The following is a 12,805-nucleotide window of genomic DNA, read 5'->3' on the forward strand; positions in this document are numbered from 1 at the left end:
CCGTCTTCCCCTGACACCTTCCGCCAACTGTCAAATAAATCCAATCCGTAGGCCGTCCGCAAGGGCGGTCTTTTTTGTTCTGAAAGGAGACCCCATCGAACAAACACGCTTCAATCAAAAATCCTCAAACTACGAGAAAACATCAAACAATCATATGGTTACACCGATGAACAAGCCGCTTAAACCACAACTTCGAACCAGTCGCCATCACAGGGAGCGGGTCAAGGTTTCAACAGAGGCATCGAAGCCAGAAACTTCAGATGCCGAGGACCACACCACATTTCTCTGCAAGAAGGTTGCGAAGTGGTTCGTCCAGAGCAAGAGCCAGTATTTCCTAGTGGAAAAGCTCTCCGCCCCCCTAACACAAGCGAACGTCAGAGCGATCTGTGTCCGCCGCTTTAGGACACGGTTTCCCGAGATCGACCTAACCGTTGAACTTGAGAGGGGCGTGTTTCAGCGGGCAATTGCGGAAGCGCATGACGATCCAGAGCAGTGCATTCCCATCTGGGATGGCTCGACGCGTTGCTCACCGGCTGTTGACGGAGCGATTATTCCTGAGGGCGATACGGTGGCCATCAACACTTGGACCATGCCAGCCTACCGCAGCTTCAGTGAAGCCGCTCCTGACACATCCATGTTCGATGAGTTTCTTGCCCGGATCTTCCCTCACGAAGTTGACCGTCGCGTATGCAAAGACTGGCTGGCTTGGTGCCTCCAGAATGAAGCAGATAAGCCTGCATGGGCACTGTTCCTGTACTCTCGGAAGAAGGGCACGGGAAAGAGCACTTTTTGCCAACTGGCTTCAAGGCTCTTTGGCGAAGCTAACTCCATCACGCAGAACAGCATCACTAAGCTGACCAGCCGGTTCAACAAGCCGATCCTGGATAGCAAACTGGTAGTTTCGGAGGAGTTACAGCTGAAGCCCGACTCGCCTCACGGGAACACGTTGAAGACGTTCATTTCTGAGAAAGAGACGACTTCGGAGGCAAAAGGCAGAGATGTCGAGAAGATTCAGCAATCTTGCTGTTTCCTTTTTACTTCTAACCACTTGCCCCTCTGGATCGAGGCTGACGAGCGCAGGTACTATGTTATCGACGTGGATCACTCTGGTCATGCTTCGGGCCCGGATGCTGAGGAATTCGGCAGCTTCATCGCCGAGTTCAATGCCTGGATGGAACGTGATGAGAACATCGCGGGGCTGTATCGCGGACTGATGGAGCATCAGCTATCGAATGACTTCAATCCTCGTTCGCTGAACCTCTCCCTGATCGAAACCCCGGTGATGCAGCAGATCATGGGGGCATCCCGTGAGGTTCTGCTTGTTCGCCTGGAGGAGCTTCTTGCTGGTTTGGGTGTGTTTGCTGTTCCGCTGGAAGTCATTGCCAAGCTGTTCGTTGAGAAGCTGAAGACCAACCAAAACCGCATTCGTCACATGATGCCTGAGTTGGGCTGGCGTTCTGAAACGGCCAAATGGGGCGGTGTCGATCATAGCCGGGCGATCTGGGTTCACAGGGACTATCAGGTGTCCGGTGGGCGGGTTCTTGGCCCTAACGGATACAATGAGCCTGTAAGTAAAACCGAAGAGGAGATTGAGATCATTGAGTAATTCTGACCTGTTCGTGGCAATGGACCGTAATCAGGAATGGTACGCCAGCTTATTTGCCAATCACTATGAAGAAGCCTGCCAGAAAGTGGAGGAACTGTTGAATGAGACTGAACAAGATGAAAATGGCTGCATGGTCACGCCAACTGCCGGCCCCCGGAAGGTTCGCTTTCGAGGCCAGCAAGATCGTGCGTACAGGTTTGTTTACTGCATACTCAACCAGCTTGCCGCCACCCGCGACCAAGTGATCCGACACCGATGTCATAACCGGCGCTGCCTGAACCCTCGGCATTTAGACATAGGAGACCGAGGAGATAACTTCAGAGATGAACTGGAGCGGCGGGCGAACGGAGTGGACTGGAGGCTGCTATAGTCTGAGGCCATGCCCAAATCCCGACCGGGAAACAGCTAACCCGCCTCTCCCGCATCTCGGGAGGGGCAACCCGCGCCACCCGTATAACGTGATAGCGGGTGCTTCGGGGGTGCTCAAACCAACTGGGGCATAAACTTGGGGCCTTTTCGGGGCTAACGGGTCCCTCGGGTGCCTTGGTTTGTTCAGTGAGAGGCCGATGGCTGGGGTGGTAGGATTCGAACCTACGGTACACGGTACCAAAAACCGCTGCCTTACCACTTGGCTACACCCCATCGGTGAGGCGCTGTCTAAAGTTTGTTTCGGGGGGGTGCAAGAGGGTTTTTGAAAAAAAGTGCAGTTCTTTTTCCGGCCTTCGGGGAAAAGCCTAGATTGGCGTGCAAGACGGTGCTCGCCGGGGCGAATTTTTAGAGAGAAAACGTTTTATTTTCAGTATGTTGGGTTGACTTTTTGCGCCCGGCAGCGCAGGGCCGCACCGGCAAGGGCGGCCCTGAAAAGCAGGTCTGCCGGAGCCATGGCCGGCTGGCGCGAAGACCGGGCCGTGGCTGGGGCGGGCCCGGCTGGGGCTGAGCAGGAATTCCCGCTCAGGAGCCCCAGATTGCTTGCTGGTGCGCCTCCTCGCCGCTCTCGAAGATATGCGGCTGCACGCCGCGGCTCGCAAGCTCGCCCTGCATCTTCAGACGCATGAAAGCGCTGGTGGTGTAATTGGCGATCGAGGCGGAGTGTTTCTCCAGCGTCTGGCCGACCGAGGCGGCGTAATCGTCCTGCAGGTCCTCGGCGATGCGGAAGCCGTTCTGGTTCATCACCATGTTCACATCGCGGCCGCTTCTGGCGAAGGCGTCCTGCAGCACCCGGTCCAAATCCTCGACGTCCTGCTTCTTGCGGACGCTCCAGCCTTCGAGATTGAGGAACATGGTGTGGCGGGCGGCGTCATAGGTCACGCGTTCGGAGAGGTTGAGGTTCAACAGGTCGTTCATCAGCCCCATCGGCTCATCCCGGAAGATGCGCGCATCCATCAGGGCGACGTTTTCGATGATCGGCTTGAACTCCATCTGGTCGAGGATGTCGCGCTGCAGGTCGATCCCGGGGGCGATCTCGATCAGTTCCAGCCCCTTGGGGGTCAACTGCAGCACGCAGCGTTCTGTCACATACAGCACCGGCTGCGAGCGCTGGGAGGCGTAAGGCCCGGAGAAGGTGATCTGTTCGATCAGGCGGACGAACTTCTTGTTGCGGCCTTCCTGGACGATGCGCAACTCGCCGTTTTCTACCGCGACCTTGAGCCCGCCTGCGGTGAAGGTTCCGGCAAAGACCACGGCGCGGGAGTTCTGCGAGATATTGATGAAGCCGCCGCAGCCGTTGAGGCGGCCGCCGAAGCGAGAAGCGTTGACGCTCCCCTCTGCGTCGCATTCGGCCATGCCGAGGCAGGTGAGATCCAGCCCGCCGCCATCGTAGAAATCGAACATCTGGTTCTGGTCGATGATGGCGTCGGCATTGGCGGAGGAGCCGAAGCTGGAGCCGCCCGCCAGCACCCCGCCGACGGCGCCGGCCTCGGTGGTGAGGGTGATATAAGGGGTGGCCTTTTCCTCGTTGGCCACCGCCGCGACACCGTCGGGCGCGCCGACGCCCAGGTTCACGGCGCCGTTGGGCGGCAGTTCGAAGGCGGCGCGGCGGGCGATGATCTTGCGCTGGTCCAGAGGCATCTTGGCGATGCCTTCGACCGGCACCCGGATCTCGCCTGACAGAGCCGGATTGTGCTGCACGCCATAGTTCATCCGGTGCATCTCCGGGTCGTCGGCAATGCAGACACAGTCCACCAGCAGGCCGGGGATTTTCACGTCCTTGGGTTTGATTGAGCCGTCCTCGACGATGCGCTCCACTTGGGCGATGACGATACCGCCGTTGTTGTGGGCCGCCATCGCCTGGGCCAGGCAGTCCAGCGTCAGAGCCTCGCGTTCCATGCTGATGTTGCCGGAGCGGTCGGCGCTGGTGCCGCGGATGAAAGCGACGTCAATCTTGGTGGCTTTGTAGAACAGCCATTCCTCGCCATCGACTTCGTGATAGCGGACGATGTCCTCCTCGGTCACCTTGTTGACCTTGCCGCCGCCGTGGCGCGGGTCGACATAGGTGTGCAGGCCGACCTTGGAGAACAGGCCGGGCTGGCCGGCGGCGCAGGCGCGGTAGAGCTGGGAGATCACCCCCTGGGGCAGGTTGTAGCCGCAGATTTTGTTCTCCTGCGCGGCCTGTGCGACCTTGGGCATGCGGCCGAAGTTGCCGGCAATCACCCGCCGCAGGAGGCCGTCGTGATGCAGCCGCCCGGTGCCCAAGCCTTTGCTGTCGCCGGCGCCTGCGCACATGATCAGCGTTAGATCGCGGGGGGCGCCTTCGGCCAGGAACCGTTTTTCCAGCGCTGCGTGCAGCATCTCAGGGATGCAGCTTTGCACGAATCCGGTGGTGGTTACGACGTCGCCGTCGCGGATCAGCGCCATCGCTTGTTCGGTCGTGGTCGTCTTGTCTTTCATGGCAGCGCCTCCTCCCCGATGCCGGTTGCCGCCGGATAGGGATCAGCATCCTTACGGCAGTATGGTCGGGAATGTTAGGCGCGGGGCGGCCTGGGGCTGTCCTTCGATTGCGTCAGCGTTTCGGGGAGTTACGACATCCGCCGGCTGCGCCGGTCGGGAAGTTTCCGATTGGCGTCAGCATGTGGCTGATAGGGCGAGCAGCCAAAACTGGCCACTCGCTCACTGGGGACCACTAGACTTGCTGGGTTAGAACAGGTTGAAGCCGGAGTTCTGCCAGTCATACAGGCTGACGTCTTCCAGGACCACGGACCAGTTGCTGCCGTCGGAAATTTCGAGGTCGTCTCCCAGGTCCGTTATCTGCAGCGAATGTCGGGTCGTGCCTTCGGCCTTGATGAAGTCCTTGCCTAGCTCGAAATCCGTGATGGTGTCCTCGCCGGTGTGTGTCGTCCGGAACAGAAAGACGTCGGCACCCGCTCCGCCAGTGAGCAGGTCATCGCCTTCACCGCCGATCAGCAAGTCGTTGTGGCGACCGCCGTCCAAGGTGTCATTTCCCTTGTTTCCGCGCAACAGGTCGTTACCGTTGCCGCCTTCCAGTTCATCTAATCCGCTGCCGCCACTAAGCGTATCCTTGTGGGAGCCGCCAAATATGAAATCGTCACCGGAACCACCGCGAAGAAGGTCCAGACCGCCGCCACCATGCAGGCAGTCGTCGCCTTTGTTGCCTATCAGGGTGTCGTTGCCGCCTCCGCCTTGCAGATCATCATCTCCCGCGCGTCCCTTTTGGAAGTCTGCACCGATGCGTCCGTGCATGAAGTCGCTTCCGCTAGTGCCAAACAGGTCGTCATCACCCTTGGTCCCAATAATGCGGTCCATCGCGGCAAAGACGTCCTTTTGTAAAAGTTGAACACTGGTGTTGCGCACGATGATGTCAGAGAGGCTGGTATCCCACAGCTCTGCGAGTTCATCCTCTGGGATGCCTTTGCGCCCTTCGCTCCAGTATGGGTCGCCATCACGCAGCCGGGTGAACTGATCGATCATGACAATTGTGAAGGTTTCACCCAGCAAGCCCTTGCCATAGGGATTTTCGGCCAGGCCGCCAATCCAGGCGTCCACCAGGTCGGTATCCCCATAGGCCTCCTTCAGCTTGGCGGCCAGCGCAGCGTCGGACGTGATGTCAGAGAATTTTTCGGCCCGTGACAGGCCAAGCGCCTCGCGCAGGTCATTATAGCTGGCGACGCCCATATCCCTGCCGCGCTGGATGTTCAGAGCTGCCAGGTCAAGCCCGCCGGCGCCCGGCGGTCCGAACAGGAAGGAGCGCACATCCTCAACAACCTTGGTGTCAATGGCTTCCGAGGTCTGAGTGGCCGCGCCGCGCAGCACGTTTTCGATCATGTTTTTCTGGCTGACCAGATGCGGCTGGAAAAACGCATCGCGCAGGGCCAGCGGGTCCAGCTGCTTTCCGCTTTCCGTGACTCGCTGCAGGTTGGCGGACAGCAGTGTGTGCCCCAGCCGGTAAACCGCGGTGGAAAACTCGATAGCGATCCCGGGATTCACCCCCTTGTCATAGCCCTGGTAGGCGTCGAAGGCATCTTCGCCGATCAGGATCGGCAGGAATTCCTTGAAGGTGATGGCTTGCACCAGAGCCTCGACCCGGCCGCGGGCGGCTTCGAAAAGCTCATCATCCGTGAGCATCGGGTCTTTTGCCGCCAACTCTTCGACCAGCCGGTTGTGCTCGCGCGTGAAAAGGGTATGCATTGAAGTCAAAGCGACGTTTTCGGCGGCACGGACATCGCCGGTCAGGAAGCCGTCGCCGTCTCGATGCAGATAATCGTCCTCTGTCATTTTAAGCTTGCCGCCGGCATCGCGCATTGCGCTGACCATTTCTTCGGTCGAGCCATAGATCATTGAGGCGTCGATATAGGCCGTGATCTCGTTGTGGTACCCGTCGTGGTGGTGTTCGACTCGGGTGAAGGGAATTATCGCCTCGCCGGTGCCGAAGGGATCGAAGAACGGGTCCCCTGCCGGCACCTCGATGTGCGCGGTTATTTCGCTTTCCGCACCGGAGAGCGACAGGTCGTGGTCCAGGAACTGGCCCCAGATCCACAGGAAGTCAGAGACGCCACCGGTAGCGTGCGTGCTGCCGTGCTGTTGCGACAGGATGTTCGAAATTTCGCGTGGGTTGGGCCGGTCATCGCCAGCCATCTCCCCATTCGGGCCCAGGCTGCTGGGTGCCATATGTATCAGCGCTGTGTTTGTTGCGCCCCAGTCTGGATGGTCAGGATTTGCGGAAGTGCCATCGGCGGGGCGCGCGGCCCCAATCTCTAAATTGGACATGTGATCCCCCAATCACTCGTTACTTTTACTAAAAACGCCGCCGCGCCATGCACACTCCCCAGCGCGCAGCGGCGGCCAATCACCTGCTGGCTCCACGCGAACAAAAACTGCCGGAGCACAGGATCACTTTTCAGTTTATCATATTTTTGTGACTGATTGTGAGTTTTCGTGAGGTGATTTTTTTAATTAAAAATTACAGCTGGTTATAAGGTGGCGCTGCGCGGTTCAGGCCTGTTTGATCTGTGAGCCTGCGTCCTCTGCCACCGGGCTTTGCGTCCATTCGGCGATCCGGTCCAGCAGTTCTTTCTTGCGCACTGGCTTGGACAGGAAGCCAACCATTCCGGCCCTGCGGCAGGCGGCTTCATCGGCGCTCAGGACATTGGCGGTGAGCGCCAGAATCGGGCAGGAGCTACGGCCATTTTTCCGCTCCCAGTCCCGCAGGCGCCGGGTTGCCTCCAGCCCGTCCATGACCGGCATCGACATGTCCATCAGCACCAGGTCGAAGTCCTGAGCAGCAAAGGTGTCAACTGCCTCCTGGCCGTTACTGCAAATGGTAAGCTGAATGCCGGTCGGGGCAAGCATCTTCTTCAGAACCAGCTGGTTGGTGCGGTTGTCCTCGGCCGCTAGAACCCGCAGGCCGCTGAACCGGTCCACCGTTTTGCCGGGCTCAGTCGAACGGGCGGCGGCGGCGGGAACCGGTCCGGTGTTGAGCGCCTTCTGCAGCGTTTGGAGGAGCAGCCTGCCGCGGGCCGGTTTCATCAGAACATGCACGGTCTTGCAACTTCTGAGTGCCTGGTAGTCGGCGAGCAGTTGGCCACCGGTGCAGTAGACAATGGGCAGTTCCCGGCAGCCCGGCAGTGCATGCAGGTCCTGGCACAGGGTCCTGGCCTGCTCCAGCGGCAGGCTGGTTTCCACCAGCACAAGGTCGGGGCGGCGGTCTTGGGCGGCCGTGGTTTCCAGCCGGGCCACCAGCTCAGGCAGCCCGGCCGGAGCGAATGTGGCGGCCCCCCAGTACTCCAGCTGGCGCAGCCGCACTTCACGGGAGAATGGCAGATCGGCAATGACCGCCACTTGCGTGTCGGCTAGCGGTCGCGAAGGGAGCGGGACCGGGGACGCCACTGGCAGCGTAAGGCAGACTGTGAAGCAGGACCCCTTGCCCGGCTCGGAGACCACATCGATCCGCCCGCCCATGGCCTGGGCCAGCCGGGAGGAGATAGCCAGCCCCAGACCGGTGCCTTCGAAGCGGCGGGCTGTTGTGCTCTCGACCTGCTCGAAGGCGTGGAATATCTGGCCGATGCTGTCTTCGGGGATGCCAACGCCAGTGTCCCGCACAGCAATGCAGAGCGGAATTTTGTGGCTGGCGTCATAATTCAGGGTAAGGCTGATGTGGCCCTGAAGCGTGAACTTGACGGCGTTGCCGACGAGGTTCATCAGGATCTGCCGCACGCGGCCGCTGTCGCCGGTGAAAATAGCCGGCGTGCCTTCGGGAATGTCTATGCAGATCTCCACGCCTTTGGCGGTGGCGCTGGGTGACATCAGGGCCGCAACATCATAGATCACGTCGCGCAGGTTGAAGGGCTGCTCCAGCATCTGCGCCTTACCGGCTTCCAGCTTCGAAAAGTCGAGGATGTCGTTGACGATGCGCAGCAAGGCCTCGGAGGAGGCCAGTATGGTGCTGGTGCAGGACTGCTGTTCGGGCGTCAGGCTCGTTTCGCTGAGCACCTCCGCCATCCCGAGCACCCCGTTGATGGGGGTGCGGATTTCATGGCTCATGGTGGCCAGAAACCGCGACTTGGTTTCAGTGGCGGCCTCTGCCCGGGCCTTTTCCTGCAACAGTCTGTCGGCGATCCGCTTCTTTTCTTCCAGGCTGGCTTCCAATGTGTCGAGCGCGCTGAACACTGCCGCAATCTCGTCGTCGCCTTCCGGCGCTGCAGGTTGCTCCCGGGTGGCGAGCCGCCGCAGATTCCGGGCGGCCAGCTGCATTGCGGAGGAAAAACCGCGCGCCTTGCGCATGGCGAACATCAGTGCGGCGGCCATCAAGAGGGTGGTTCCGGTCAGGCCCAGCACCAGAATGCGGGTGAGAGCCCCGTTTGCCGCCGCCATGGCCCGTTCCGCGTGCTCTGCGGCCATCGCGCTCACTGTTTCTGCCTGCAGGGTAACGGCCTCGCTGCTCATGGTCAGCGCGCTGAGCGTGGGAATCTCCTGTTCCTGTTTGATGCCCAGAAGCACAACTGCCTTGACGCACCATTCGGCCAGTGCCCCGTCCAGTGCCCGAACTTCGGCCCGCAGAGGAGCGGACAGTGGCAGGTCCATCAGCGCAGCAAGCTCCCTGTTGATGGTGTTCAAATAGGCTTGGAACTGACGGGCCACTTCCTCCTGCGGGATCAGCCGCGTCATTGCCAGCACGTCCTGAGCGTAAACCTCCGCGGCGGTGATACCGGCGGTAACGCTGCTGGTGCGCCGGGTGACTTCCAGCGAAGCCTCCAGCACTGCGTCCTTGCGGGCGGAAGCATAAATTGCCATGCCGCCAACCAGCAAAGCTGCGCATGTCGCCGCCATTGCAATCAGCAGAACCGGCAGAACAATGGACCGTTTGATGTTCATGCGTGGTTCCCCTCAGCCCGTCGCATCAGTTGGCCGGCAAGATTGGGGTCTGAACATTGGTCTCTGTGTCCGTCAGCGTTTCCAGGAAGGCGATGAGGTCAGCGGTTTCATCGCTAGTGACGGCAAAGCCATCGATATCCGTGGAGCGGTCCGCTGCAGCAGCGCCGCCGGCGGCATAGTGGCGGATTACCTCCTCCAGAGAGCTGAGCGAGCCATCGTGCATGTAGGGCGCCCGCAGCGCGATATTGCGCAGGCCCGGGGTTTTGAAGCGGACGTTCTGATCCGCTTCACGCGGCACCAGGCCGCTGCCGCCCTGGTCGCTGGACTGCAGCCCGATGTCATGCATCTTGTTGTCGGTGAACATCCAGCCGGTGTGGCAGGACACGCAGTTTGCCCGTCCGGTGAACAGTGCAAAACCGCGTTTGGCAGCATCGGAAACGGCGGTCTCATCGCCGTCCACCCAGCGGTCAAAGCCGGCAACACCGCTAACGATGGTCCGCTGGTAAGTGGCCAGTGCTGTCAGCACGGTCTCCTTGCGGATGCCGCGCCCGGGGAACAGGCGGTCGAACCAGATCCTGTAATCATGCACCGCGGACAGCCGCTCGGTGATGCCGTCGAAAGTGGCATTCATTTCCTCCGGTGCCGTGATCGGGCCGATCGCCTGTTCCTCCAGGCTGCCGGCACGGCCATCCCAGAACAGCGGGGTGAACCAAGCGGCATTCAGGAGTGTCGGCGCGTGACGTTGGATCGGCGTGCCGGCGGCACCTATGGCCTTGGGCACCGGGACTTCCCAGCCGAAGGAGGGGTTGTGGCAGCTGGAGCAGCTGATGTTCTGGCCGCCAGAGAGGCGCGGATCGAAGAACAGCATCTTTCCGAGCGTGGCGATCTCGCGGTTGTAGGGGGCTTCGGCGGGAAACGGCACCGTTTCAGGCCGCTGGAACGCGTCGAGCCCGGCCGTCTGGGCCAGGCTCTGGACAGTCCACAACAGCAGCGGCACTACGGCAGCGGCAGCAGCTTTCCACCGCATTCAGGACCTCCTCTTCCGTTCCCGACCTTTGTTAACCGGAATGCCAGCATCTGAGAAGGCCGTTAAAAAAACGTGAGCTATGCCCGTCCTGCTGCCGTCGGCTGTGCCGGTGCCTGGGCCGGTTTCCCGGAGACCTTCTTGGGGCCGATCCGCCGGGTGACCAGCCAGGGGCCGGCCTTCAAAACCATTAGCGCAAATCCTGCGGTCCACAGGCCAGCCGAGACGGTGATACCATCCAGGCCCGCAGCCAATTCCGTGCTGCCTGCGACGCGCGCCGCGGCAGCGCCGAGCAGCAGCATGAAGGCAATTGTCAGGACGGGGCCGGCAGTCAGCGGCCGTCCGCTGTGGCCCATGGTTGCGCGCATCATCACCGCAAGCGTCATGCCGCCAACGGCGCCGATGCCCAGGAAATGCGCCGCAACAGCCGGCTCCAGCAGGCCGAAGGGCACGCTGCTTGCGGCGATCAGCCCGGCGGGCACCAGCGCATAGGCCAGGTGCAGCATCAGCAGAAGCGGATCCGGAAGGGTGGCGTGGCTGCGCCAGCGTGCCAGCCGCACTGCATGCAGCAGACCTGCGGCCAGCAGCAGCGCGCCGCTGGCAGAGGCCCAGGGCGCCGCGGTCCAGGCCACCAGCGCAACTGCACCGAAGACCAGCGTCACCGCATCGAATTTTCCGAACGCTACCGGCATTTTCGAGGCCCCGTGCTTGGCCAGCCAGTTGCGGGTGAAGCTAGGGATGATCCGGCCCCCGATCAGCATGATCAGGAAGATCAGCACCGCAATGCCCAGACGGCGGGACAGGTCCGCTGCGCCTTCAGTTATCGCTTCGATGTAGAAACAGGCATTGGCCATGCCCAGCAGAGTGACCGGCACCAGGACCTTGAGGTTGCGCCAGTTTTCACCTGCGATGATCTCGCGTGCGATCATGGCAATGACGGCGGCCAGAAAGGCGCAGTCGACAACCATCACCCCCAGCGCAGGCAGCCCCAGCCAGCCCGCTGCTGCCAGCCGCCCCAGGAGCCACAGGCCCGAAAGCACTGCCAGCGGCCAGCCGCGCGCAGGCATCCGCCCGGTCCAGTTCGGCACCGCGGTGAACAGGAAGCCTGCCACCACCGCGGCGCCATAGCCGAAGATCATCTCATGAATGTGCCAGTCCGTGGCCAGGAACGGCCCGCTGTACTCCAGATCGCCGCGCCAGATCAGCAGCCAGGCGGGTATTGACAGCAGGGCAAAAAGGCAGGCCCCCAGAAAGAACGGCCGGAAGCCGAAGGAAAACAAGACAGGTCCAGTGTATTCAGTTCGCGCAGCCATGACGGCCTCCAAGCGCCCGGTCAAAGAAAGACGGGCGGCACTGGTCAGGTGCCGCCCGCCGGTCCGGCGCAAGGGACGCAATCTTTTGCCGGACCCCGTGGATCAGCGCCGGCGGGCAGGGAGGAGGGAGGCTCCCCCAAATTCCGGATTCCCGTTTTTTCCCGCACGGTTGTTTCCTCTGCCGCCACTATGCGATAACGGCGGGGTGACCTCTTTGTCCTTCAGCAAACTTGCGGTGCATTCTTGTCCAAGCTCGACGAAAGCCTCCTGACCGGGCTGCCGCCCTTCAGCCTCCTGGAGCGCAGCCAGATCCGCGAAATCCTCGATCAGGCGCTGCCCAAGCGTTATGACGAAGGGGCGGAAATCTTTCACGAAGGCCATGATGCCGAGCGGTTTCACCTGCTGCTGGACGGCTACATCCGGGTGGTGAAGACCACCGAGGGCGGCGAGCAGATCATTGCGCTGCATATTTCGCCCGGCCAGCTGTTCGGCATCGCGCCGGCGCTGAACCGCGATACCTATCCGGCGACTGCGGTGGCCGCCTCGGAATCGCTGGCGCTGTCCTGGCCGGTGCGGCTGTGGGGGGAGTTCACCGCCAAGTACCAGGGCTTTGCCACCGAGAGCTACAACACCCTGGGCCAGCGGCTGGGGGAGATGCAGACCCGGATCACCGAACTGGCGACGCAAGCGGTGGAGCAGCGGGTGGCGGCAGCGCTTCTGCGGATGGTGACCCAGTCAGGCCGCAAGGTGGAGGAGGGGATCGAGATCGCCTTCCCGGTAACCCGCCGCAATATCTCCGAGATGACCGGCACCACGCTGCACACCGTCAGCCGTTTGTTGTCGGCCTGGGAGAAGGACGGCATCGTGCATTCCACCCGCAAGCATATCGTGGTCACGGCCCCGCACCGGCTGGTGGTCCTGAGCGGGGCGCAGGGGTAGTTGAGCTGCTTCGGCGAATTGCGGCAACGGCAATTGTGACCTGCGCATGCAGGGGCAGTCAATTTTTCCCACCGGATGGAAACGGTCCTGATGCAAGTG

At 61.3% G+C, this 12,805-nt stretch carries 8 protein-coding genes and 1 tRNA gene; 2 read left to right on the forward strand and 7 right to left on the reverse strand.

The annotated features are described in order from the left end of the window. The first annotated feature begins 166 nt into the window (after positions 1-166). Positions 167-1,606 carry a primase-helicase family protein gene (locus AC58NV_RS07745; RefSeq protein ID WP_497226612.1) on the forward strand — a complete coding sequence of 480 codons (1,440 nt, stop codon included), beginning with the start codon at positions 167-169 and terminating at the stop codon, positions 1,604-1,606. Between the two features lie 49 nt (positions 1,607-1,655). On the opposite strand, the gene AC58NV_RS07750 is transcribed toward AC58NV_RS07745, so the two are convergent. From AC58NV_RS07750 to AC58NV_RS07780, 7 genes are all read right to left on the reverse strand, one after another. Continuing rightward, the gene (locus AC58NV_RS07750; protein ID WP_497226613.1) at positions 1,656-1,868 is read right to left on the reverse strand and encodes a hypothetical protein; all 213 of its coding nucleotides are present in this window, start codon (positions 1,866-1,868) and stop codon (positions 1,656-1,658) included. A 305-nt stretch (positions 1,869-2,173) separates the two neighbouring features. Then, positions 2,174-2,248, reverse strand: a tRNA-Gln gene (locus AC58NV_RS07755). A gap of 309 nt (positions 2,249-2,557) precedes the next feature. Next, complete coding sequence (locus tag AC58NV_RS07760; RefSeq protein ID WP_497226614.1) at positions 2,558-4,492, reverse strand: acyl CoA:acetate/3-ketoacid CoA transferase; 1,935 nt, start codon at positions 4,490-4,492, stop codon at positions 2,558-2,560. Positions 4,493-4,738: 246 nt separating this feature from the next. Further along, a complete protein-coding gene (locus AC58NV_RS07765; protein WP_497226615.1) occupies positions 4,739-6,826 on the reverse strand; it encodes a peroxidase family protein in 2,088 nt (695 codons plus the stop codon). A 225-nt stretch (positions 6,827-7,051) separates the two neighbouring features. Next, positions 7,052-9,430 carry a hybrid sensor histidine kinase/response regulator gene (locus AC58NV_RS07770; RefSeq protein ID WP_497226616.1) on the reverse strand — a complete coding sequence of 793 codons (2,379 nt, stop codon included), beginning with the start codon at positions 9,428-9,430 and terminating at the stop codon, positions 7,052-7,054. A 25-nt stretch (positions 9,431-9,455) separates the two neighbouring features. Then, complete coding sequence (locus tag AC58NV_RS07775) at positions 9,456-10,457, reverse strand: cytochrome-c peroxidase (RefSeq protein WP_497226617.1); 1,002 nt, start codon at positions 10,455-10,457, stop codon at positions 9,456-9,458. Between the two features lie 77 nt (positions 10,458-10,534). Continuing rightward, a complete protein-coding gene (locus AC58NV_RS07780; RefSeq protein ID WP_497226618.1) occupies positions 10,535-11,767 on the reverse strand; it encodes an NnrS family protein in 1,233 nt (410 codons plus the stop codon). 243 nt (positions 11,768-12,010) lie between these two features. Between AC58NV_RS07780 and AC58NV_RS07785 the strand changes: the two genes are divergently transcribed. After that, positions 12,011-12,706 (forward strand): Crp/Fnr family transcriptional regulator, encoded by a 696-nt coding sequence (locus AC58NV_RS07785; protein WP_366661108.1) that lies wholly within the window; start codon positions 12,011-12,013, stop codon positions 12,704-12,706. Positions 12,707-12,805 lie beyond the last annotated feature (99 nt).

The organism is Leisingera sp. ANG49 (assembly GCF_059694505.1).

Excerpts from the sequence above, each read along its gene's own strand:
- AC58NV_RS07745 (WP_497226612.1), top strand. The coding sequence starts at position 167 with ATGAACAAGCCGCTTAAACCACAACTTCGAACCAGTCGCCATCACAGG.
- AC58NV_RS07750 (WP_497226613.1), bottom strand. The coding sequence starts at position 1,868 with ATGACATCGGTGTCGGATCACTTGGTCGCGGGTGGCGGCAAGCTGGTT.
- AC58NV_RS07760 (WP_497226614.1), bottom strand. The coding sequence starts at position 4,492 with ATGAAAGACAAGACGACCACGACCGAACAAGCGATGGCGCTGATCCGC.
- AC58NV_RS07765 (WP_497226615.1), bottom strand. The coding sequence starts at position 6,826 with ATGTCCAATTTAGAGATTGGGGCCGCGCGCCCCGCCGATGGCACTTCC.
- AC58NV_RS07770 (WP_497226616.1), bottom strand. The coding sequence starts at position 9,430 with ATGAACATCAAACGGTCCATTGTTCTGCCGGTTCTGCTGATTGCAATG.
- AC58NV_RS07775 (WP_497226617.1), bottom strand. The coding sequence starts at position 10,457 with ATGCGGTGGAAAGCTGCTGCCGCTGCCGTAGTGCCGCTGCTGTTGTGG.
- AC58NV_RS07780 (WP_497226618.1), bottom strand. The coding sequence starts at position 11,767 with ATGGCTGCGCGAACTGAATACACTGGACCTGTCTTGTTTTCCTTCGGC.